Genomic DNA, 23195 nt, shown 5'->3' with positions numbered 1-23195 from the left:
TGCTCCCGAGTCCGATCAGTCGGTGACCAACACCAGGTGAGTGAGTGACCCGCCCTGCTTTGTCGGTTTCGCCTCAGGTACTTCCACGTCGATAACCGCATGAGCACCACCCTGAGCATCCATGATCGGATCCAAGGTAGTGGCTGAACACAGAGCCTCGACGATCGCGTCGAAATCCGCATCAGCCGAAATTGACGCGTAGAGGTGAGCGCACGCACGGCCTCGCCACCGCTTCGCATCGTGGGAAATCACCGAACGCTTCCCCTTCGCTTGACGAACCACGCCGATCTCGATGCGATGCGCCCAAGGAGCGAGGCAGGCACTACGATACGGGCCAGAACGAGCATCAACGATCGGAGCTCCTTCAGCTTCTGCTTTGAGCGATGTATCAAGGGGCTTCTTCCAATAGGTCGGCAAAGGGCCGATGTCCGGCAGTTTCGTGCCCATCGCAAGACGGTGGTTGGGCAGGACATCGTCGAGGTTCACCACACCAAAAAGCCCAGAGAAGACACGCGTTGTTTCAAGCGCGACCGCATGATGCTGCTCCGGCAGTGTTGGGAATGAGACCGCGTCATAGAGAACGCCTGTAAACAGGTTTTCAGCCGCATCGCATGGTGCAGAATACAAGTCGATATTCGCCTGTAAATCCGCAGCTGAAGCCGGGCCAAGACCGAACAACTGAGCAGCGTCGTCGCGAACGCTGAGCGCCTGAACAGTGTGGATCAAGTTTTCGCGCCAGGATGCAAGCTCAGGGCGAGCAAGCTGTGTCACGTCAAAACGAGGCCCGTGTGCTGGTGTTGTTTTGGATTCGGACGGGGGTAACCAGATGAACATATGTGAAGCCTAGCGGGTGCGTTAGACTATGGGCGCGGATGAGTCGGTTGGGCGACCGCGCGGACCACACGGTTCTCGAGGAACGTCCGGGCTCTACAGGGCAGGGTGATGGCTAACAGCCACCCGGGGTGACCCGAGGGATAGTGCCACAGAAAATAAACCGCCGCGCAAGCGGTAAGGGTGAAAAGGTGAGGTAAGAGCTCACCAGCGGTTTGGGTGACCGAGCCGGCTTGGTAAACCCCACCCAGAGCAAGACCGAGCAGCAGGTATGGGTGGCCCGCCCGACGCCTGCGGGTAGGTTGCTTGAGGCGTTTGGCAACAAACGTCCTAGATAGATGGTCGCCACCGCTTGTGCGGGACAAAACCCGGCGTACAGACCGACTCATCCGTCCGTATACGTCGGGTTTTCGCTGAGTGATACCAGACTCTACGCTTACGCTTCGTTAACTCGTGTGTCGGCGTGAATGCTTCTCTTGGAACCTCGAACCCCACGACGACTGTGCGCGAGCTGCGATGGCGCGACGCTGATCGCGATAGAGGCGTTCAATCAGGGACTGCTGGGACACCCAGCCCACCACATGCAACGAATCATTGACGACGGGAATCCCCGGCAGACCTGATGTCTGCAGTACTTCGAGCACCTTCGACGGTAGTGCGGTGGGCGTGACGTGCACGTTGGGCAGTTTCAAAGAATCCAGCGACGAGGCCATATCTGTTTCGCTTTGGCGCGCCAGAGCAAGATCAATGGCGCTTGCTAGCCCAACGTAGGTTCCAGCATCGTCGACAACGGGAAGAGTCTGGGCACCAAGGACACGCATCTTCTTAATCGCCTGATCGAGCGTGGTCGAGGGTGCCAAAGTACCGGGAGCGTCCTCCATCCAGTGCGAAACCGGGTGAGCGCCGAGCAGTGTTGCATCCACAGGGTCATCCAGAACGTCGCCTCGACGACGAAGTTTTTCGGTGTAGATGGTGGCGCGTGTTAGGAACCTCGAGACGCCGGTGGCCAGAACGACGGCAAGCATCATCGGCATAATCAGCGAATACTGCCCCGTCATTTCGACGATGATCAAAACGGCGGTCATCGGAGCGCGTGCCGCTCCAGCGAATGCCGCGCCCATACCAATCACACCGAAGACGCCGGCGGGAGTGTCAGTAATGGGGGAAAGGATTTGCCCGAATGAGGCTCCGGCCATTGCGCCGATAAAAAGCGTCGGGGCAAAAACGCCACCGGATCCACCGATACCGATCGTGTAGGACGTGTACAGGGCGCGTCCCACCATCAAAATCAGCAGGAAGCCAATCGTGTATTTGCCTGCTAGAGCGTCTTCTTCGATCGGGTATCCCGAGCCGAACATCTGAGGGAAGGCCACAATACCCGCGCCCAAAAGGATGCCGAGAACAGCCGGACGTGACCATTCGGGAAGGCTCAGACGTTTCCAGAAAGCGTCGATCACATCTTCAAGCCAATAAAGGAGCTTCGAGAAACCTAGACCCGCAAGACCGGCGATCACACCGAGGAGAGCAACCCACCACATGTCTGTCAGATGCGAGAAGGAGAGATCATGACCAAGATTCACGATCGTTTCGTCACCCTGCAACGTGCGTGCAACAACGGATGCCATCACTGAAGAAATAACGACATATCCGAAGGTTTCGGCACTGAACTGCGTCAGAATCACTTCGAGAGCAAAGACTGCGCCAGCAAGCGGAGCATGGAAAGTTGCGGCGATGCCACCCGCTGCGCCACAGGACGCTAAAAGAACTACGCGTTGCGGAGGCAAACGAAGAGAGGACGCCAACGAGGAACCGAGCGACGCTCCGACCTGGACAATCGGACCTTCTCGTCCCGCTGAACCACCGGCGCCAATCGTCAAAGAAGAAGCAATCAGCTTCACCACTGCGACGCGCCCGGGAATCTTGCCTCCCTTGCGTCGAACGGCCAGCATCACTTCGGGAATACCGTGGCCTCGTGCACTGGGAGCGAACCGCTGAACCAGGGGCCCGTAGATCAACGCTGAGACAACGGGAGCCAGAAGCAAGAACACCCAGGGGGACCAACCGAAGACTCCGTGGGGGTCGCCAGCATGCGTTGAGTAGTCACTGTAACCGGTGGTGACCCACGTCCACCCCTGAATCATCAGGTTAAAAAGAACCGCTGCGCCGCCGACGATAATGCCGACGAGCGCCGCTAATAGACCGACGAAAGAACGGTGCTGACCGGCTTTTTCACCCAGTTGTGCCAAGAAAGAAACAGAAGCCCGCATCAGAGGTTGGCGATATCGATATCGGATTCAACGTCGACGTCCATGTCCCAGACACGCCCGTAGAACGCGAGCTCGGAGCTCCACGCATCACGAATCGTCTCTGCGCGACGGAAGCCGTGAGCTTCATTCGGGTAGATCTTCATCGCAACAGCGTTTCCACGATCCTTCAGTGCATCAAACATGAGGCGTGCCTGTGACGGCGGAACCACCTTGTCATCTTCGCCTTGCAACAGCAGAAGAGGAGCATTGATCTGGTGAATGTGAGTAATCGGCGAGCGCTTGGCCCACAGTTCGCTGTTCGGATCTTCAGTACCGATCAAGCGATCGTTGTAACGAGACTCGAACTTGTGGGTTTCTGCAGACAGAAGGCGCAGGTCAGCGATGCCATAGAGTGACGTTCCCGCGGTGAACACATCGGTGTTTGCCAGTGCGTTCAAGGTGGTGAAGCCACCGGCGGATCCGCCACGGATAGCAACGCGCTTCGGATCAACGAAACCTCGGTCAACCAGATAGCGCACGCCATCAACGCAGTCATTCACATCCATAACGCCCCAGTGACCGTTGAGACGCTCGCGGTATGCGCGACCGAATCCGGTTGAACCACGGTAGTTAACGTCGAGCACAGCGAAACCACGGCTGGTCCAGTACTGCAATGGAATCGACAAGCCGGGTCGGGTCGAAGAAGTCGGGCCACCGTGAACATTGACGATCAGCGGGGGAAGAGCATTCTTCGGGCCTGAAAAGTCAGGGTTCTTTGGTGCGTAGTAGAAGCCGTACGCGGTCTCGCCATCTGAGGTCGGCCAGGAGATAATCTGCCCTGAAGAAACCAGCTCCGGGCTGATTTCAGCTTCGGATGACGGGCGAATAATCGTCGTGGCGCCACCCTTGATCTGAATAATTGCCGGCGTGTGCGTGGGGGAGTCAGCAAGGAAGACTACGCGACCATCGTTGGATGCCACGTTACCGATCGGCCACCAGCCGGTTGCCCATTCTTCAGCCATTCCGTTGTCGACGCGCACGGTACCGATGTGCCACGTCAGGTCCTCAGCCCACGAGCAGATCAGCAGGTCGTTATCGTAGTTATCGTAGGAGTGCAGACCGAGCTGCCAGTGCGGGTGCGAGAACGCCTGAGTTCCCGGGTGCATGGCACGAGTGCGAAGGCGCGTTGTCCACGCGTCTGAGGGCTCGTCATCCTTCCACGTAAAGCCTTCCGTGCGGTACAGGTTGGCCCAACCGGTCGTGTCATCGACGTGGATGAGGTCACCGTCAAGAGTCCACCGAGGCTCGTAGACACACACGTCTTCCTTGTCGACGATCGTCTTCGAAACCTCAATACGACCTTCGAAATTGAGTGCGCCCACGTGCAGTGCGCTCTGTGTCCACGGCATATGCGGGTGGTTCCACGACAGCCATGCAAGCTTCGTGCCATCAGGAGAAACTGCAGGTGCAGCAACAAAGTCAGTGCCTTCAAAGATCGTGATGATCGCAGCGTCGTTGCGTGCAGCACTACCGTCGATCGGGATTGCGACCAGCGTGTTTGTCGGTTCGCCGTCGCCCGAGTGATCTTCCCTGACCGCATAGACGAGGCCACGAACATCATCAATCTCGAAGTCGCCGTAGCGCGACTTCGACAGCGTGGTAAGCGGAGAAATCGTACGGTGTGGGTCGTTGGTGTCGAAACGGTAGACGCGGTTATCAAAGCCGTCGGAGAACACGATGAAACCATCGAGCACCGCGTAGGCACGACCACCGTATTCGTGAACGCGAGTGCGAATATCGGGAAGGCGAGCACCATCGATCAGGGGGAGGACCTCTGAAGTAACGCCAGCACCGGTACGACGCAACAGGGTACCTCGTCCGTTTTCTTTCGGATGTCCTTCAACCCAATAGGTAGCAGAACCGTCAACGCGAACCTGCGAGAGAGTGACTGACCGAGCAGTAAAAGAATCGCCGGAAATTGGGGATGTCCATTCACCGTAGGGGGCGACGGTAACGCTCATTGTTCCTCCTTGCACACAGGCATTTCGGTTGACTAAAGGAAGCATGTTAGCTCTATGTTAGCCCGCTCACGATGTGCTTTTCGAGGGCGAAGGTCGCTAGGAACATGTGTGGCAACTAGTATGAGGGCTATGACTTCATCAGACGCGGATATGCCACTGCTCACCAGCATCCATTCCCCGTCGGATTTACGTACCCTTTCAGAGGCTCAACTTGTTCAGCTTTCCAAGGAAATTCGTAGCTTCCTGATCACCAACGTGTCGAAAACCGGTGGGCACCTGGGTCCCAATTTGGGCGTTGTTGAACTGACGATTGCCCTGCACCGAGTATTTCGTTCACCCAAAGACACGATTCTTTTTGACACCGGCCACCAGGCGTACGTCCACAAGCTTCTGACGGGTCGCCAGGACTTTTCCGGCCTGCGCCAAGAAGGTGGACTGTCTGGCTATCCCTCCCGCTCAGAATCAGATCACGATGTTATTGAGTCGTCGCACGCTTCAAGCTCACTGGCATGGGCCGATGGTATTTCCCGCGAGAAGAAACGCCGGGGCGACGCATCATCAACGGTCGCCATCATCGGTGACGGTGCCCTGACCGGTGGTATGGCTTGGGAAGCGTTGAACACCATCGCCGAATCAACTGATCGTCGTGTTGTCGTAGTCGTCAACGACAATGGACGTTCCTACGCGCCAACAATCGGCGGTGTTGCCCATCATCTCGACGCGCTTCGCACCTCGGAAGGCTACGAACGTGCTCTTGCTTGGGGTAAGCGTCATCTGCTTGCTCTGGGGGATCCTGGTAAAGCGGCATACGACGCGCTACACGGTCTGAAGACCGGCATCAAAGACGTTATTGCTCCTCAGGCAATGTTCGAAGACCTGGGCTTCAAATACTTAGGTCCCGTCAACGGACACAATGAGACCGAGCTTGAAACCACACTACAGCGTGCGCGGACTTCGAAGCATCCAGTTCTTGTCCACGTCATCACCCAAAAGGGACGCGGTTATACTCCCGCCGAAGAAGACATCGCTGATCGCTTCCACGCCGTTGGACCGATTCACCCCGAAACAGGACTCCCCGTTGCTCCGGCACGTTTCGGCTGGACCAGCGTATTTGCCGACGAGATCGTCAAAATTGCGCGCGAAGACGACACTGTTGTCGGTGTCACCGCAGCGATGATGGCTCCCGTCGGTTTGAAACCATTCCACGAGGAATTCCCGGACCGCGTTGTCGATGTGGGTATTGCTGAACAGGAAGCGATTGCTAGCGCTGCTGGCATGGCCTATGCGGGCGCTCATCCGGTTGTTGCGCTGTACGCAACCTTCCTTAATCGTGCTTTTGACCAGCTGTTAATGGACGTGGCATTGCACAAGGCTGGCGTGACGGTTGTTCTTGACCGTGCAGGTATCACCGGTGCGGATGGCGCCTCACACAATGGTGTCTGGGATATCGCGATGTGCTCGATCATCCCCTCACTTGAGCTCGCTGCCCCGCGTGATGAGGCAACTCTTCGCGCCAGCTTGCGTCGCGCGGTGGGAGTGAAGGATCGGCCGACCGTTCTCCGCTACCGTAAGGGCTCTCTACCAGCGCCGATGAACGCAATTCGCTCAGTGAACGGTGTGGATGTTCTCTTTGAACCCGACACTGACGATGTTGATGTGCTCCTCGTAGTAGCGGGCGCTTTTGGTCCCGAGGGTCTTGAAACAGCACGCATTCTGACTGAACAGGGTAAGCGTGTTCGTGTTGTGGATCCTGTGTGGCTTCTACCGATCAACCCTGAACTTGCCAGTTTTGCCAAGCAGGCACAACGCGTGGTGACTCTGGAAGATGGCATCGTTGACGGCGGTTTTGGTTGGGGGGTGCGCGATCTTCTTGCCAACGAGTCCGTGGATGCTACCGTCATCACGCTGGGTGTTGCGAAGGTATTCCTGCGGCACGCCGAGCGCGAGTCTCTGCTGGAACGGTGCGGTTTGACGGCTCACCAGATTGCGGAACGTATTTCACGTACCCTCTAAAGAGAAGCTTGAATCCTCAAGAGTCACTCCAAGACATCCGCGATCGGGTCAAGACAAAGGTCCATCTGCCAATCCCTAGCGCCCTTGTCAAACATCCTCTGTTCAATCTCGTCGCCGCTGGGACGCTTCGGATCAAGAGGCGCCCACGCCAAGTAACGCTGAATACGAGGTTCAAGAATGACCTCGGGAGCAATACCGATTTCTTCAGAAAGCTCGGTCATTGCCCCGCGAACAGCCACCAATCGCGCTGCAGCGTCAGGATCGATACGACCCCAGTTTCGCGCTTCGGGAACTGAACCTGGACGATGAGGAAGACGTAGCGGTGGCAATTCGTCCTCATTTGCCGTTTCGGCCAGTCGGATCGCGCGTAACCAACGGTCAGCGTATTGCCTGGCAACAGGGGAGCGGAACTCAGAAATCGACAGCAACATGCGCTTATTCCGCGGAGGATTCAGCGCAGCCTGCACCAGAGCAGCATTGCGCACCAAACGACCGGGTGCCTTATCAAGTTCCTGAGCGATTTCTTCGCGCGCCTCCCACAAAGCCTTGAGGACTCCTAGGTTGCGCCGGCCTCGTATCTTTCCCGCGCCGGGCAGATTTCGCCAGCGGTCCCTCTTGGGCGCAGGCGGATCCAGGTGAGCTAGGTAGTCGCATTCTTCTTCCATCCACTCCCAGCGACCCGCGTCGTTCAGTTGGATGGACAAACGACGGTAAAGTTCCGTCAACAATTCGACATCGAGGGCCGCGTAGCGAAGCCAGTCCTTCGATAGTGGACGAACCGACCAGTTAGATGCCTGGTGGTCTTTCACGAGGCCCAAACCGAGCACCTGCTCGCATACGGCAGCAAGACCGAATTTCTTTAACCCCAGAAGACGCGCGCCGACCTCAGTATCAAACAACGACGGGGGATTGAGTCCCACCTGTCGCAAATTCGGCAGATCCTGCAACGCGTCGTGCAAAAGCCATACGTCGTTCACGCCCGCTTGAAGTGACGACAAGTCAGGCAATGCGGCTGTATCGATCAGGAAGGTACCAACGTCTTCGCGTCGAATCTGAACCAAGTAGGGGTCGTTGCCATAACGGAAGCCTTGGGCGCGCTCAACATCCACAGCGATGGGAGTGAGTCCTTGCTCTAGGTTGCGCCTCGCTTGATCAAGCGCATCAGGTGTATCGATGACACTAGGTACGCCTTCGCGCGGGGTAACGATCAGCTCTGGAGAATCAGTATCGCCGTCAGGTAAACCGCCGGTGTGGTGAATGTGCACTCTTAGACTCCCTCAAGGAATCGCTGGGATGCCACACCACTGGTACGAAGCATCAGATCTGTCCAAGCTCGTAGGTGGGCTCCTAAGTCGGTAGTCGAAGGGGTCCACGAGGCTCGGATTTCGACGTTGAGAGTGGAGCCTCGCAATGAAAGACCGCCAAATGATTCTGAAAACTCCCGGGTGACTGTTCCCGTCAGGTCGTGATACGCTGCGCCTTCTTCAACCAGGCAATCATCTGTCCATGCCCAGAGAGCTTCGGTGAGCAACGGGTCATGCCCCATTTCAGGGTCAACTTGCGAACGTAACTGCGCAACCAGGCGGTATGTTCCATTCCAGCCGGCTTGCTCGTCGGGATCATGCAGGATGACAAAACGTCCCTGAGCAAGAGGTTCTCTGCCATCGTTGGCCAATGTTCGCATGACAAGAGCTGCGGTGAAAGGCGCCATGCGTGAAGGTGGGGGAACTTCTTCGAACTCGAGAAGAGGATTATCGATAGTGCGACGCAGAGTTGCCAACGATTCAGCGAACTCTTCCATGCCAGCGCGATTATCCACGCACTTAGGCTAAGTGAGTGAAAGTAACCCCTTTGCTGGGCACGCCGTCCACTGCGAAAATGACCCGCCACGATTCACGTCACACTGAGCAATGACGTTGTTTTTCTTAACGCATCGCATCCGATAGTAGTTCTGTCACTTATAGAGTAAAAACATGCACATTCGGAAAAGGTACTGCCCACCTCTTCGCGGGGCGTATCGATGAGGAACTCGTTGCTGGTCCATCGTGTGTATCTAAGGAAGCCTGTACGCTCACCGAGGCTCTGAGTAATCTTTTCGCAAAATACTGCGGAAAACAGTGGCTGTGACGCGCGCAACGTTCGTTCGATTTCGCTTTTTGCGTGATTCCCTGTTAGTGTTTTCCCTGTTCGAAATGAACGCGTAAGTGTTCGAAGAGATACGCGGATGTGGCTCAGTTGGTAGAGCATCACCTTGCCAAGGTGAGGGTCGCGGGTTCGAGTCCCGTCATCCGCTCGGGCGATTGGCGCAGCGGGAGCGCGCTTCCCTGACACGGAAGAGGTCACTGGTTCGATCCCAGTATCGCCCACTCATTGTCTCTCAATACTTTTGGGACACGACGGGTAAATCCCAGTTCCAGATCAGTTGGGACAAGTTCGCGGATGTGGCTCAGTTGGTAGAGCATCACCTTGCCAAGGTGAGGGTCGCGGGTTCGAGTCCCGTCATCCGCTCGTTGAGCCCCGGATTCAACCTTTCCGATGGGTCAAGCGTGGTGGGTTGGCCGAGAGGCGAGGCAGCGGCCTGCAAAGCCGTATACACGGGTTCGAATCCCGTACCCACCTCGGGCGATTGGCGCAGGGGTAGCGCGCTTCCTTCACACGGAAGAGGTCACTGGTTCGATCCCAGTATCGCCCACTCAATGATTTCGTCTTTCCTGCGGGAAAGACGTTTTTTGTTACCTCGTGGCAGGTCACCCAGTAATGAGGGTTTCCCTTATATCCTTGAAAGAGCAAAACAGGTAGGCTGATCGGGCGCGCACAAAGGTGGTTTGAATTCATGGTCTCTTCTCGCTCACGAGTGATTCTTCCCGTGATCTTGGGTGGCGATTTTGGTGTTTACGGAATCGGTCGCTCTTTCAACGAGGCCTTTGGATGTCGATGCCTGTGCGTATCAAACGAGCCCACCGTGTCCATCACGGGCTCGAACTTCTTCGACGTTCATCACATCGAAGCAGACGCATCTGACGACGTTCTTCTTCACGAACTTTGTGCAATTGCCAAAGAAAACGCTGATAAAGCATTGATTCTGATGGCAAACCATGACCTGCATTCAACCTTCATTGCTCGCAACTACGACCAGCTCGGCGAATACTACGCGCTCCCGTTCCCATCCCTGGAAACGATTGAGCTTCTTACAGACAAAGTCGCTTTTGCGCAGGCGTGTGAAGACGCTGGCATTGATGCGCCTCGAGGTATCGGCGTCGACATGTCTGACTATTCCGATCAGTGGGTTGCACCTTCGATTCCCTTCGACTTCCCGATTGTTGCCAAGGCTGCCAGAGCAGATGCCTACGATCGTCTGCACTTTGAAGGCAAACGCAAGATTTGGTTCCTCGAAGATGAGGTCGAATTGGCGCAGATGTGGAGAACGCTCGGAGAAGCCGGATTCCGCGATCTTTTTCTTGTCCAGGAACTGATCCCTGGCGACAACACCGCAATGCGTTCCATCACCGCATACGTCGATAGCCACGGCGAGGTGACGTTGATCGGCTCGGCGCGAGTGCTTCTTGAAGATCATGCACCGACCATGATCGGTAATCCGGTTGCCATGATCACTGAAGAATTCCCTGAACTGTGGCAACAAGCTGAACGCCTGCTGACACGTGCCGGATATCGCGGTTTTGCCAACTTTGACGTGAAGATCGATCCACGTGATAACCGCGCCGTATTCTTCGAAGTGAATCCTCGAATTGGACGCAACAATTGGTACATGACCGCAGGTGGAGCCAATCCGATGCTCGTCATGGTAGGCGATTTGATCGATGGGAAGCGCATGGAACACAAGCGCATTTCGCGTGAAATTCTCTATTCGATGGTTCCAGACCGACTGCTGTTGCGATACTTGCGAGATGAACCTTTGAAGAAGCGCGTGAAATCGTTGATCAAGAACCATCGTCGCTTTGATCCGCTGATCAATCCGCACGAGGACAATGCAAAGCGGAACATAATTGTTCGCTTGCAACGTTTGAACCACTTCCGAAAATTTGCTCTCTACTATCCTCGACCGACTGACCGCTCATTCTGAGCCCATGACTACTTGCTGGGTGAACAGAGACGAAAGGCTTTACATGACTTCCACGAGTCTGCGACCGATTAACGCACGCGACATGCAACATGCTGTTTCCGGTGTGGGTGGACTTCCTATCGAACAGTCGCAGCAGTGGGAAGAGTTTTCAGCTGCACAAGGACATCCTCTCTGGGCGGGGGAGCTTGGTCGCCTTGCTTGGTATGAGAACGACAAATGCATCGCTGTCATCGCGCTGTTTGAATACAAGCTTCGCGCGTTGCGCTACTTGTGGGCAAAATCAGGTCCCGTCTGGATTCGCGAGGCCACTCCTGAACGCGAGGAACGCCTGCGCAAGGACCTACTGAAGTTTGTTCGCAGTCGCGATCGCGGAATTGTCTTCATCCGTCTGCATTCGTGGTTTGCTGCCAAGGATCTTGAAGAACCGTTGCAGATCGTGACATATGACCGCACCGTCATCATCGAAACCGGACGCGGGGATCGCGATGCAGTGCTCGAATCATTGACCAATGGTGGCAGGCGCACGCTTCGTCGTTCAACGAAGAAAGCCGATGAGTTCGGCGTTCAGATCCACGAGGAAACCGAGGCTGCATCAGTTGATTTTTCACCGTACTACGAGGTCCTGAAGCAAACAGCGGAGCGTGATGGATTCCGTCCACACCCCATCGGCTATTACCAGTCTCTGTTGCGCATCCTGGGGTCACAGCACGCTCGCGTATTCACTGCTCGTACGCAGGACAACGAGATCCTCTGTTGGGATCTGGTGTTGCTGAACGGGAAGAATGCTCAAGCTGAGTACGGCGCTTCTTCGGATCGCGGTCGCCGCTTGGGAAGTCCTGCGTTCTTGGATGTTGAGGTTGCACTCCTCCTTGGTAGCGAAGGCTTTAAAGGGTTCGATCTTCGAGGCATTCATTCTCCGCGTAATTCAACGCTGTTCCACGTTGGCCGCTACAAGCTTGCTTTCGCGACTTCATACACAGATGTTGCTGGCGCTTGGGATCTGCCCGTGTCGCGCCCGCAGTACATCATGGTGCGTTCGTTGCTGAATGTGAAACGAAAGTTGCGTCGAGTTTCCCGTTAGTCACCTCTTTCGTCTCCGTCAGTTGTACACACGTGCGTCGAGATTTGTCCGTTGGTTGGTTCACTGAGGGGGTCGGGTGCGGTGATGAGGTGACTGGGCGAGTAGACTGTCAGCGGTATATTCATCGTTTGATCAAGGAGACATTCGTGTCCAGCATCGACCTCGTCATCGACCAAGAGAAGCAGACCGTGGAAAGTGGAACCACGGGTACTACTTGGTATGAGCAGCGTCGTGAGGTCGTTGCCCTCATGATTGACGGCACTCCTCGCGACCTGTTCACTGAATTTAAAGAGGGAATGACGGTCGAGGCAATCACTATTGATTCGCCCGCTGGCTTGGACATTCTTCGCCACAGCGCCACTCACGTGCTGGCTCAGGCAGTTCAGGACACCTTCCCGGATGTCAACCTTGGTATTGGTCCGTTCATTACCGATGGCTTCTATTACGACTTCGGCAATATCGATTCGGTCACCCCCGAACTGATGCGTGAACTCGAAAAGAAGATGAAGCGCATCGTGAAGGAAGGCCAGTCGTTCGTCCGTCGCGTCATTTCTGAGGACGAGGCGCGTGTTGAGCTCGCAGACCAGCCGTACAAGCTGGAACTTGTCACCACGAAGGGCTCGGGTGCAGAAGGTGCTTCAGTTGAGGTCGGTGGCCACGAGCTCACCATGTACGACAACGTTCGCAGAGACGGCACCGTTGCATGGAAAGACCTCTGTCGCGGACCGCACCTGCCGAACACCCGCCTGATCGGCAACGGCTTTGCGCTCACCAAGGCATCAGCCGCCTATTGGAAGGGCGACCAGTCCGGAGATCACCTGCAGCGTATCTACGGCACTGCGTGGGCCTCGAAGGACGACCTCGTCGCCTACCAGGAGCGTATCAAGGAAGCCGAACGTCGCGATCACCGTCGCCTGGGCGCAGAACTTGATCTGTTCTCCTTCCCGGAGGAAATTGGCCCCGGCCTTGTCGTCTTCCACCCCAAGGGGGGCATCCTGCGTCACGAGATTGAGAAGTATGTGATCGAACGCCACGAGCAGTTTGGCTTCGATTTCGTTCACACCCCCGAGATCTCTAAGGGCGGTCTGTTCCACACTTCCGGCCACCTGCCGTACTACGCGGACACGATGTTCCCGCCCATGCAGGTTGACGAGGAACGCGACGAAGAAGGCAACATCACAAAGGCTGGCCAGGAGTACTACCTCAAGGCCATGAACTGCCCGATGCACAACCTGATCTTCCGCTCACGCGGTCGTTCCTACCGTGAACTTCCCGCACGATTCTTCGAGATGGGCCACGATTACCGCTACGAGAAGAGCGGTGTTGTCCACGGCCTGACCCGTATGCGTGGCTTCACTCAGGATGACTCGCACACGTACTGCACGCCCGAGCAGGCAGGCGAAGAAATTCGCTCGCAGATCAATTTCTTCCTGTCCATCTTGGAAGCATTTGGCCTGAATGACTTCTATCTTGAACTGTCGACGCGCGACGAAGACGGCAAGAAGAAGGACAAGTTCATCGGTTCCGATGAAGACTGGGCGAACGCCACGAAGGCTCTTGAAGACGCCTGCTCGGCAACCGGTCTGCAACTGGTTCCAGATCCGGGTGGCGCAGCATTCTACGGTCCGAAGGTTTCCGTGCAGGTCAAGGATGCTATCGGCCGTACGTGGCAGATGTCGACCATTCAGTACGACTTCAACCAGCCTGAGCGTTTCGACCTCGAATACACGGCTGCTGATGGCTCACGCCAGCGCCCGGTCATGATTCACTCGGCGAAGCTTGGCTCCGTCGAACGCTTCATCGGTGTTCTGACCGAGCACTACGCGGGTGCATTCCCAGCATGGCTTGCTCCAGTCCAGGTGAAGATTATCCCGGTTGCCGAGGCGTTTGCTGACTATGTCGACCAGGTCGCCGCCAAGCTCAAGGCCGAAGGCATCCGCGTAGAGGTTGACCACTCCGACGATCGTTTCGGTAAGAAGATCCGAAACGCATCGAAGGAAAAGGTTCCCTTCACCCTGATTGCTGGTGGCGAAGATGTTGAAGCCGGTGCGGTGTCCTTCCGTTTCCGTGACGGCTCGCAGGACAACGGCGTGGCCATCGACGATGCTGTTGCCCGCATCGTGAACCATGTCCGTAGGCGCAACAACTCGGACCTTTTTGTCGAGCAGGACTGAACACCATGAGTGACGTTGAGCCACTGGTTGAAGATTCCCGTGAAATAGCGGGCGCTCCGGATGCCTTCAAACGTTTTTGGACGCCGTACCGCATGGCGTATATCAATGGCGAAGGCAAACCATCAGACTCAACGGATCACACCTGCCCGTTCTGCGCAGCTCCATCGAAGAGCGATGAGGACGCCTTGATCGTCTATCGCGGTCGCCGTGCGTTCGTGCTGATGAACCTGTTCCCTTACAATTCTGGGCACCTTCTGGTCTGTCCGTACCGTCACGTCGCTGACTACACGGATTTAACCGATGAAGAGCGCATTGAAGTGGGGGAGCTGACGGCTACCTCTATGCGAGTTCTTCGCGCTACTAGTGGGCCGCAGGGCTTTAACCTGGGGATGAATCAGGGTGATGTCGCCGGAGCGGGAATTGCTGCTCACCTGCATCAACACATCGTTCCGCGCTGGCTTGGGGATGCTAACTTCCTGCCGATTATTGCTCAGACGAAAGCTGTTCCCCAGCTTTTATCAGATGCGCGCCACATGCTCGCTGACGCCTGGCCGAAGGAATCCTGATGCTTGGAAATCACGGTCGTTCAATGACGAAGACGATCTTTACACCGCTTGCACGCCTCCTCGCCAAACTTGGGGTCAGTGCGAATGCGGTGACGATCATCGGAACAATTGCCAGCGTTGGTGTCGCGTGCGCGACTATTCCATTCGGCTACGTCTGGCAAGGCGGCATTGCGCTGGGCCTCGTTCTTTTCGCAGACTCAGTTGACGGCACACTGGCACGTATGACGACAGGTGGGTCGCGCTTCGGCGCCTTCCTTGACTCAACGCTGGACCGTATTTCCGACGGCGCAGTATTCGCATCAGTGTGCGCGTGGTTGATCTTCGGATGGGAGCCTTCAACCGCACGCACGGTTGGACTGGTTGGAGGACTCATCGCCATCGTCGGTACCGGAGCCGTTCCCTACGCTCGAGCACGCGCCGAATCCATCGGAGTTCTGGCCAAAGTTGGTATCGCGGAACGAACCGATCGGTTGATCGTTGTCCTCGTCGGGGCGGCTTTGACCGACTGGGGATGTGGACAGTGGTGGGCCGTCGCAGGCCTCATCTGGGTCGCCTTCGCCTCTCTATTCACCGTCGGCCAGCGAATCGCATTTACTGCTGGTGCACTGAAGAAGATCGACGGCCATATCTGAGAAGCCCCGCGTCTACGCAGGCAATTAACGGAGAATCAGTGACATACGAAAGTGCATCATCCGGTCCTGGAGAACAGTTCCGACTTTCGCGTATTCGCCCCGACGTGCCCAGAGCAAACATGGTTTCTCCGACGACGCATTATTCAGCGCCAATGTGGGATGTACCCCAGCCTCGACATTTTCGCCTTCCGCGCTTCGAAACGTCAATCATTGCTGTCTCAGCGATCTGTATCGCGCTGAGCATTTACGGATACATTTCGCTGAGCGACGTATCAACCACCGCCTACTTAGCATTCCTTGCGTCCTTCCCTCTGATCGTTGTTCTGGGGTTCTTCATTCACTTGGATCGTCATGAGCCAGAACCCTTGTGGACAAAAATCGTTGCTTTCGTCTGGGGTGCGGGCGTCGCCATTGTCGGGGCATCCATGCTGAACTCTGCACTGCTCCTCAACGCCACGCTGGTACTTGGCGACGAAATGGAAGCAATGCGGTGGACAGCCGTATATGTTGCCCCTCCGGTCGAAGAAACACTCAAAGCACTCGGTGTTCTGTTCATCATCCTCGCCCGTAGAAGCACCATTCATTCCCTGATCGATGGTATTGTCTATGCCGGCTTTTCCGGCGCAGGCTTCGCTTTTATCGAGAACATTCAATACTTCCTGCAGGCAAGTCAAGAAGGATCAGCGGCCCTGACCGTCACTGTCATCCTTCGTGGGGTTTTCAGCCCATTCCTGCACCCGATGGCCACATCATTCACCGGCCTTGCTCTCGCTTTTGCGCTGATTCGCCTACGCTCCTGGCTACCCCGTACCATCGTCAGCCTTCTGGGATTAAGCATCGCAATGTACGTTCACGGATTGTGGAATTATGCGGGAACCTCAGAAGCTACCAGTTTTATTACCAACTATCTCTTTGTCGAGATTCCACTGTTCGTCGGCTGGATGATTGTGCTGACCTGGATTTCACGACGCGAATTGAAGACCGTTCGTGAAGGGCTCATTCCCTACGTCCAAGCCGGATGGGTCCTTCCCGCCGAGGTGGTCATGGTCAGTGAGAAAGCCGGTCGCAGAACTGCGATGAACTGGGTGAAGCCTGCGGGCAAGGACGCGCAAAAAGCAATGAGACGATTCCTTTCTCATCTTGCCGCCCTGGGGCTTGATCAAAAGCTCCAAGAACGTTTGGGTGCGGATGATTCTCGCATCGAACTCGACCGACAGTTGGTTGCTCAGGTCAGTCAAGATCGTCAGTTCTTCCTCAATGCGATGACACAGACGACATTGAATAACGCGAGGTAATCCATGTCTGGTCTTGATGAAAACGAATGGCCGGTGGATGCAGACGGCTACCCGCACCGACAAGCGGCTCGCGTGATCCTTTTTGATGAGAATGGCAGATTGCTCCTTGCCAAAGGACACGATCGTGATCAGCCGGAACGCCAGTGGTGGTTCACCATCGGTGGCGGAATCATGGAGGGGGAGAATCCCGCAGAAGCAGCCTGTCGAGAGCTCTTTGAAGAAACGGGGATTGTCTTAGAACCCGATGCTCTTGTTGGCCCCGTGATCTATCGTGAAGCAACCTTCGACTTTTTATCCATTACCGCCAAACAGGACGAGTGGTTCTTCATCGCTCACACTCAACGTGTCACGCTGAACAATGATGGGTGGACCGACCTAGAACGCGACGTGATCGACGAACAGCGCTGGTGGGATCTCGATGAGCTTGCTCAACGGGCGCTAAACGGCGAGGTCTACCCCCTCAACCTTGCGAATCTTGCCCAATCATGGGTGAACGGTTGGGACGGTCAGCTTCACCGTATTCGTGAATCAAGCGCCTGCCAAGGAAGCGCTGAAGAGTGAACGTATCGGATCGGATGACCATTTCCGATCCGATACGCCTTTAATCAAAAAGCTCCGACAATTGAGAATTTGTTGGTACTCAGTGTGCGCCTAGGTGCGAGGAACCCCAGATAGTCCCAATGGCTCAATCAAGAGATCCAGTTGTGCAACGTTCAGCGAATACTTCACTTGCTCACGAACTGTGGGCTTCGCGCAGAAAGCAATTCCCAAGCCTGCCCGTTGGAGCATTGGAATATCGTTTGCTCCATCTCCGATGGCGACTGTCTGGTTAACATCCAGTCCGTGCAATAGACGCCACCCTTCCAACGCCTGCACCTTGGCGTCCGCGGTCACGATTGCCCCCAGGACCTTACCCGTCAAGAAGCCGTTGGTGACCTCAAGTCGGTTAGCCAAGTAATGATCGATGTTCAGCTGGTGACAAAGAGGAGCAACAACTTCCTCGAAGCCACCTGAGACCACACCGAAAAAACCACCGTGGGCATGAACCGCATCAATCAGATCGCACACACCGGGGGTGGGAGTGATCGAATGAAGAACCTCATCGAACACCGTAGCGGGAACGCCCGCCAAGGTGGAGACACGGAGGCGCAAAGATTCGGCGAAGTCTATCTCGCCGTTCATTGCCCGCGCGGTGATGTCAGCAACCTGCCCGCGCGTCCCAGCGAAATGCGCCAACTCTTCGATGACTTCTTGGGCGATCAAAGTCGAATCAACATCAGTGACGATCAGGCGAGGCGGGGGTGAAAATGCGTCTCTCCCGAACGCCGAAGCATCCGGGAGAGAACGGGGTGTATTACTCAACGGGTAACAACCGTTCCTTTGGGGACAACGGTGATACCGGAATCCGTAACGGTGAAGCCACGTTCCCGGTCGCGCGTGAGGTCAAGACCAATGACAGCGCCTTCTTCAAGAACAACGTTCTTGTCGAGGATTGCCTTGGATACCACTGCGTGGCGACCAATACGGCACCCATCCATGACAACCGAGTCAGTGACTTGAGCCCAGGAGTGTATGTAGCAACCGGGGGAGATAACCGAGTGGTAGACCTCGCCACCGGAAATGATGACCCCGGGGGAGACGAAGGAATCAACAGCGTGACCCATTCGCGAGTGCTCTTCACCGTACACGAACTTAGCCGGTGGCAAGGAACCGTCGATCATCGTCATCGTCGGCCACTTGCGGTTGTACAGGTTGAACACGGGGTGGACTGAAATCAGGTCCATGTTGGCATCGTAGTAGGCATCGAGGGTACCAACGTCGCGCCAGTAGTTACGGTCGCGGTCGGTCGAACCCGGGACGTCGTTGTCTTGGAAGTCGTATACACCGCACTCGCCACGCTCGACGAACCACGGGATGATGTTGCCACCCATATCGTGCTTGGACTCGGGGTTGTGTGCGTCCTCACGGAGAGCCTTGATCAGGTCCTTCGTGGTGAACACGTAGTTGCCCATGGAAGCGAGCACCTTGGTGGGATCGTCGGCAAGGCCGGCAGCGTTCTTCGGCTTTTCGAGGAACTGGTTGATCTTGCCGTCTGCCGAGTCGATCACGCCGAGAGCGGAAGCAAGTTCGATCGGCTGACGGATGCCTGCGACCGTGGCCGGGAGTCCAGAATCGATGTGGTGCTGCACCATCTGAGAGAAGTCCATACGGTAGATGTTGTCGGCACCAATGATGACGATGTAGTCGGGTTGCTCATCATCGACGATGTTCAGGGACTGGTAGATAGCGTCAGCGCTACCCAAGTACCAGTGAGGCCCGCGACGCTGCTGAGCCGGAACAGGGGCGATGAAGTTACCGAGAAGGGGAGATGTGTACCAGGTCTTGGTGACGTGGCGGTCAAGCGAGTGGGACTTGTACTGGGTCAACACGATGATCTTCAGATAACCGGAGTTCACGATGTTGGACAGAGCAAAGTCGATCAAACGATAGTGTCCGCCGAAGGGAACAGCGGGCTTAGCGCGGTCGTCGGTCAGCGGCATCAGTCGCTTCCCCTCACCACCTGCAAGAACAATTGCGAGAACATGATTTTTGGCCATGGGCTAAGCCTATGAGAGTCAGTGTGATCCTGCACGCATATTCCACTGTGTGGCGCCCATCACATATGGTCATTGAATGCGCAACTGTGTGCACGCATGCGGGGATTCGTCGGTGAGTGCTCTGTGCCCGCGATAGGCTAGCTCAAGAAGTTTGTGCCTTCCCTGAAAGGACCATCATGCGCGTTGACCTGCTGACCCGCGAGTATCCGCCCTTTGTTTATGGAGGTGCAGGTGTTCACGTTACTGAACTTGCTAAAGTTCTGCGTCCCCGCCTCGACGAGGTTCGAGTTCACGCGTTTGACGGGCCTCGTGAACCCGGAACCGAAGGAGCCGAAACTGGAGTCGTCGGCCACGCTGACCTAGTGGAACTGGCAGGAGCGAACGCGGCACTGAAGACACTCGGGGTAGATCTTTCCATCGCGGCCCAGACCGAAGGCGCAGACTTGGTTCACTCGCACACCTGGTACGCAAACTTTGCCGGCCATCTTTCGGCTCTGCTTCACGACATTCCGCACGTCATTTCAGCACACTCTCTGGAGCCCTTGCGCCCCTGGAAAGCCGAGCAGCTGGGTGGTGGCTACCGCATTTCTTCCTACATCGAGAAGACGTCGTACGAGGCCGCGGCCGGCATTGTTGCAGTTTCGAACGGTATGAAGGCCGACATTGTGCGCTCCTACCCGAACGTTGACGACGCGAAGGTTCACGTCATTCACAACGGCATTGATCTGGCGAAGTGGCGTGCTCCGTCTACCGACGCTGAACGCGAGAACCAAGAACGCGTTCTGAAGACGTATTCGATTGATCCGACCAAGCGAACCGTTGTGTTCGTTGGACGCATTACGCGTCAAAAGGGTCTGCCCCATTTCCTGCGCGCAGCGAACCTGCTTCCCGATGACGTTCAGATTGTTTTGTGTGCGGGTGCTCCCGATACTCCGCAGATTGCAGCCGAAGTCGACGCGCTTGTGAAGGACCTGCAGGCGAAGCGTCAGGGCGTCATCCTCATCTCTGAGATGCTCCCGCAGCCCGACATTGCAGCAATTCTGGATGCGTCGACCGTGTTCATCACCCCGTCGGTCTACGAGCCACTCGGTATCGTGAACCTCGAAGCGATGGCGCTGGGCCTGCCCGTTGTTGGTACGGCAACTGGCGGTATTCCCGATGTCATCGTCGACGGCGAGACCGGCTATCTGGTTCCGATCGAACAAATGAATGACGGCACCGGCACTCCTCTGAAGCCCGATACCTTCGTTCATGATATGGCCGAGCGCCTGATCGCAGTCCTCGATAACCCTCAGGGCGCCAAGACGATGGGAGTGGCAGGCCTGACGCGTGCTCGCGACCACTTCTCTTGGGATGCCATCGGCCAGAAGACCGCGGATCTGTATCGCACACTGGTGTGAGTCAGCCGATCATATTTCGGTGACAAAGGTAGGCTTATAGGTATGACTTATGTCCTTGAATGTGTGGATGCAACTGTAAGCAAACGTGGAACTGCGATTCTTGATTCGGTGTCTTTTAGCACCGAGCAAGGCCAGCATTGGGTGATTCTTGGCCCGAATGGCGCGGGTAAGACAACTCTTATCCGAGCGCTAGCCGGTCGTGAAGCATTGGCGCAGGGCACCGTGAAACTTGATGGCGAAGACATTTTTGCTCTCGACCGTCAAGAACTTGCTTCCCGCGTTGCACTTGTTTCGAAGTCGCTTGCCCCCTCCATTCGTGCACACCAAACTGTTCGCGACCTTGTTCGCACGGCAGCGTGGGGTATCGCAATTCATCGCGACGAAGAATACGAAGCTCAAGATGATGCGCGTTGCGACAATCTGCTTGTTGCTTTCGGTATTGATCATTTGGCGGATCGTCAGTTTGGAACTCTCTCTGAGGGCGAAGCGCAACGTGTGTTGCTTGCTCGAAGCCTGATGACAGACCCGGAGGTCCTGATTCTTGATGAGCCCACCGCTGGCTTGGATCTTGGCGCCCGCGAACTATTGATCGGAGCTCTTGAAGAGATCATTTCCGGTCCGCATGCTCCGCAGGTCATTTTGGTTACACACCAGGTGGAAGAAATTCCCAGCGGAATGACGCACGCGGTCTTGATGGACGGAGCAAAGGTCGTCCAGTCGGGTGTCATTGATTCCGTCATCACCGGAGTGAATCTGTCAGCGACGTATTGTCTGCCTCTGAGCGCCGGTAACGACAACGGACGCTGGTGGGCTCGCGCCGTCAGGTAAGTCTCTTCATAGGTATCACCGTGGACACGTCGGACAAAGGGGAGTGTGTATGACGCACGCTTTGTGGTGGGTGATTGTTGCCATCGTTCTTGGACTGATTGAGATGGCAACGGTTGACCTTGTGTTCCTCATGCTTGCCATCGGTGGTTTAGCAGCGGCGTTAACCTCTCTTGTTGTCCCTGGGCTCTGGCCCGAAGTCGGCGTTTTTGTGGTCTGCTCGCTGGTCTTTCTTTGTGCGCTTCGTCCGTGGCTGAAAATGCGTATGCTCTGGTCGCAAACGAACGTGAAAACCAATGTGCACGCCTTGATTGGGCGACAGGTCGATGTGATTGAAACCGTGAACGCCAGCAGTGGTCGCGTGAAACTTGATGGCGAAGTCTGGTCTGCCCGCACAATCGACGAGAAGCCCCTTCTTGTGGGCGAGCATGCGTATGTGTGCGAGATCGACGGTGCTACGGCGGTTGTTACGTCCGTCGAGAACCGTAGTAAAACATTCGAAGAACAGAAAGGGTGAGTGCCGCCGTGGACATGAGTATTGGTCCCTTCGTTGCTGGGCTCCTGTTGATCCTTGTTGTGGTCATCCTTGCCAAGAGCGTCCAGATTGTTCCCCAGCCTCGCGCGTTGGTGATCGAGCGCCTCGGTCGTTTTCACACGGTGATGTACGGTGGTTTGCATGTGCTGATTCCGTTCTTTGACCGTATTGCAGCGCGCGTTGACTTGCGTGAACAGGTCACCAGCTTCCCTCCACAGCCGGTGATTACCGCCGATAACGTCGTGGTTTCCATCGACTCGGTGATTTACTACCAGGTCACGGATCCAATGCACGCGACCTACGAGATTGCGAACTTCATTCAGGCAATCGAACAGCTGACGGTGACGACGCTCCGTAATGTCATTGGCTCGCTCGACCTCGAGCAGACGCTGACGAGTCGCGACTCGATCAACACTCAGCTTCGTGGTGTTCTTGATGAAGCAACGGGACGCTGGGGTATCCGCGTGAATCGCGTTGAGTTGAAGGCAATTGATCCGCCACCGTCGATTCAGCAGGCCATGGAACAGCAGTTGCGAGCCGAACGTGATAAGCGTGCAGCGATTCTGACTGCTGAAGGTGTCCGTCAGTCGCAGATCCTTCAGGCTGAGGGTGAAAAGCAGTCCGCCATCTTGAAGGCTGAAGGACAAGCTCAGGCGGCTGTCACTCGCGCCCGCGGTCAAGCAGAAGCTATCGGTACCGTCTTCCAGTCGATCCACGAGGGCAATCCAACGCCTGATCTGCTGAGCTACCAGTACTTGCAGATGCTTCCGGAACTTGCCAAGGGGGATTCGTCGAAGGTGTGGGTTGTTCCCACCGAACTGACGGCTGCTCTGGATTCCATTGCGAAGGGTTTTAACCCGAACAAGTAAAACTGTCCGGTGTGGACGACGTGTTCTTG

At 56.0% G+C, this 23195-nt stretch carries 19 protein-coding genes, 5 tRNA genes and 1 other RNA gene; 18 read left to right on the top strand and 7 right to left on the bottom strand.

What is annotated here, in order from left to right; all coding sequences use genetic code 11:
• Nucleotides 1-15 precede the first annotated feature (15 nt).
• Complete coding sequence (locus QP503_RS05600; RefSeq protein WP_006681134.1) at nucleotides 16-834, bottom strand: YaaA family protein; 819 nt, start codon at nucleotides 832-834, stop codon at nucleotides 16-18.
• 39 nt (nucleotides 835-873) lie between these two features.
• On the opposite strand from QP503_RS05600, the gene rnpB reads away from it, so the two are divergent.
• Nucleotides 874-1223, top strand: an RNA gene (gene rnpB / locus QP503_RS05595) — RNase P RNA component class A.
• Between the two features lie 54 nt (nucleotides 1224-1277).
• Here the strand turns inward: rnpB and QP503_RS05590 are convergent.
• Together QP503_RS05590 and QP503_RS05585 are read right to left on the bottom strand one after the other, a co-directional pair.
• Nucleotides 1278-3098 (bottom strand): chloride channel protein, encoded by a 1821-nt coding sequence (locus QP503_RS05590; protein ID WP_006681133.1) that lies wholly within the window; start codon nucleotides 3096-3098, stop codon nucleotides 1278-1280.
• Complete coding sequence (locus QP503_RS05585) at nucleotides 3098-5098, bottom strand: alpha/beta hydrolase family protein (protein WP_006681132.1); 2001 nt, start codon at nucleotides 5096-5098, stop codon at nucleotides 3098-3100. Before QP503_RS05585 ends, QP503_RS05590 begins: the two co-directional genes overlap by 1 nt.
• 129 nt (nucleotides 5099-5227) lie before the next feature.
• Between QP503_RS05585 and dxs the strand changes: the two genes are divergently transcribed.
• On the top strand, nucleotides 5228-7111 hold the full coding sequence (gene dxs / locus QP503_RS05580) for a 1-deoxy-D-xylulose-5-phosphate synthase (RefSeq protein WP_040318553.1): 1884 nt from the start codon (nucleotides 5228-5230) through the stop codon (nucleotides 7109-7111).
• Nucleotides 7112-7134: 23 nt separating this feature from the next.
• Here the strand turns inward: dxs and QP503_RS05575 are convergent, their stop codons facing one another.
• The gene (locus QP503_RS05575; protein WP_006681130.1) at nucleotides 7135-8376 is read right to left on the bottom strand and encodes an HRDC domain-containing protein; all 1242 of its coding nucleotides are present in this window, start codon (nucleotides 8374-8376) and stop codon (nucleotides 7135-7137) included.
• A gap of 2 nt (nucleotides 8377-8378) precedes the next feature.
• Nucleotides 8379-8912 (bottom strand): DUF3000 family protein, encoded by a 534-nt coding sequence (locus tag QP503_RS05570; protein ID WP_006681129.1) that lies wholly within the window; start codon nucleotides 8910-8912, stop codon nucleotides 8379-8381.
• 419 nt (nucleotides 8913-9331) lie between these two features.
• On the opposite strand from QP503_RS05570, the gene QP503_RS05565 reads away from it, so the two are divergent.
• From QP503_RS05565 to QP503_RS05510, 12 genes are all read left to right on the top strand, one after another.
• Nucleotides 9332-9404 (top strand) — tRNA-Gly (locus QP503_RS05565).
• A gap of 1 nt (nucleotide 9405) precedes the next feature.
• Nucleotides 9406-9477: transfer RNA gene (locus tag QP503_RS05560), tRNA-Val, on the top strand.
• Between the two features lie 69 nt (nucleotides 9478-9546).
• Nucleotides 9547-9619, top strand: a tRNA-Gly gene (locus QP503_RS05555).
• A 40-nt stretch (nucleotides 9620-9659) separates the two neighbouring features.
• Nucleotides 9660-9730 (top strand) — tRNA-Cys (locus QP503_RS05550).
• 1 nt (nucleotide 9731) lies between these two features.
• Nucleotides 9732-9803 (top strand) — tRNA-Val (locus tag QP503_RS05545).
• A gap of 141 nt (nucleotides 9804-9944) precedes the next feature.
• Nucleotides 9945-11192 (top strand): carboxylate--amine ligase, encoded by a 1248-nt coding sequence (locus QP503_RS05540; RefSeq protein ID WP_006681128.1) that lies wholly within the window; start codon nucleotides 9945-9947, stop codon nucleotides 11190-11192.
• A gap of 43 nt (nucleotides 11193-11235) precedes the next feature.
• Nucleotides 11236-12273 (top strand): lipid II:glycine glycyltransferase FemX, encoded by a 1038-nt coding sequence (locus QP503_RS05535; protein WP_006681127.1) that lies wholly within the window; start codon nucleotides 11236-11238, stop codon nucleotides 12271-12273.
• 146 nt (nucleotides 12274-12419) lie between these two features.
• Nucleotides 12420-14447, top strand: coding sequence for a threonine--tRNA ligase (gene thrS, locus QP503_RS05530; protein ID WP_006681126.1), 2028 nt, complete (start codon nucleotides 12420-12422; stop codon nucleotides 14445-14447).
• A 5-nt stretch (nucleotides 14448-14452) separates the two neighbouring features.
• Entirely contained in the window at nucleotides 14453-15013 is a 561-nt protein-coding gene (locus QP503_RS05525) for an HIT family protein (RefSeq protein WP_006681125.1), read from the top strand.
• On the top strand, nucleotides 15013-15645 hold the full coding sequence (pgsA, locus tag QP503_RS05520) for a phosphatidylinositol phosphate synthase (protein ID WP_006681124.1): 633 nt from the start codon (nucleotides 15013-15015) through the stop codon (nucleotides 15643-15645). Before QP503_RS05525 ends, pgsA begins: the two co-directional genes overlap by 1 nt.
• A gap of 38 nt (nucleotides 15646-15683) precedes the next feature.
• Nucleotides 15684-16940 carry a PrsW family intramembrane metalloprotease gene (locus QP503_RS05515; protein WP_006681123.1) on the top strand — a complete coding sequence of 419 codons (1257 nt, stop codon included), beginning with the start codon at nucleotides 15684-15686 and terminating at the stop codon, nucleotides 16938-16940.
• A gap of 3 nt (nucleotides 16941-16943) precedes the next feature.
• On the top strand, nucleotides 16944-17501 hold the full coding sequence (locus QP503_RS05510; RefSeq protein ID WP_006681122.1) for an NUDIX hydrolase: 558 nt from the start codon (nucleotides 16944-16946) through the stop codon (nucleotides 17499-17501).
• Between the two features lie 90 nt (nucleotides 17502-17591).
• Here the strand turns inward: QP503_RS05510 and serB are convergent, their stop codons facing one another.
• On the bottom strand, nucleotides 17592-18302 hold the full coding sequence (serB, locus tag QP503_RS05505; protein WP_006681121.1) for a phosphoserine phosphatase SerB: 711 nt from the start codon (nucleotides 18300-18302) through the stop codon (nucleotides 17592-17594).
• Nucleotides 18299-19537 carry a glucose-1-phosphate adenylyltransferase gene (gene glgC / locus QP503_RS05500; protein ID WP_006681120.1) on the bottom strand — a complete coding sequence of 413 codons (1239 nt, stop codon included), beginning with the start codon at nucleotides 19535-19537 and terminating at the stop codon, nucleotides 18299-18301. Before glgC ends, serB begins: the two co-directional genes overlap by 4 nt.
• 176 nt (nucleotides 19538-19713) lie before the next feature.
• Between glgC and glgA the strand changes: the two genes are divergently transcribed.
• Genes glgA through QP503_RS05480 form a run of 4 tightly spaced genes read left to right on the top strand, consistent with a single transcriptional unit; the run spans nucleotide 19714 to nucleotide 23166 of the window.
• The gene (gene glgA, locus QP503_RS05495) at nucleotides 19714-20937 is read left to right on the top strand and encodes a glycogen synthase (protein WP_006681119.1); all 1224 of its coding nucleotides are present in this window, start codon (nucleotides 19714-19716) and stop codon (nucleotides 20935-20937) included.
• A 42-nt stretch (nucleotides 20938-20979) separates the two neighbouring features.
• Nucleotides 20980-21765: an ABC transporter ATP-binding protein gene (locus tag QP503_RS05490; RefSeq protein WP_006681118.1), complete on the top strand. Its 786-nt coding sequence runs from the start codon at nucleotides 20980-20982 to the stop codon at nucleotides 21763-21765.
• A gap of 49 nt (nucleotides 21766-21814) precedes the next feature.
• A complete protein-coding gene (locus QP503_RS05485; RefSeq protein WP_006681117.1) occupies nucleotides 21815-22279 on the top strand; it encodes an NfeD family protein in 465 nt (154 codons plus the stop codon).
• Nucleotides 22276-23166 (top strand): SPFH domain-containing protein, encoded by an 891-nt coding sequence (locus QP503_RS05480; protein ID WP_285101390.1) that lies wholly within the window; start codon nucleotides 22276-22278, stop codon nucleotides 23164-23166. The genes QP503_RS05485 and QP503_RS05480 overlap by 4 nt, the downstream gene beginning before the upstream one ends.
• Nucleotides 23167-23195 lie beyond the last annotated feature (29 nt).

It is taken from the genome of Pauljensenia sp. UMB0895, assembly GCF_030218905.1.
GTDB classification, from domain to species: domain Bacteria; phylum Actinomycetota; class Actinomycetes; order Actinomycetales; family Actinomycetaceae; genus Pauljensenia; species Pauljensenia turicensis_A.
This window is presented reverse-complemented; position numbering and strand designations above follow the sequence as displayed.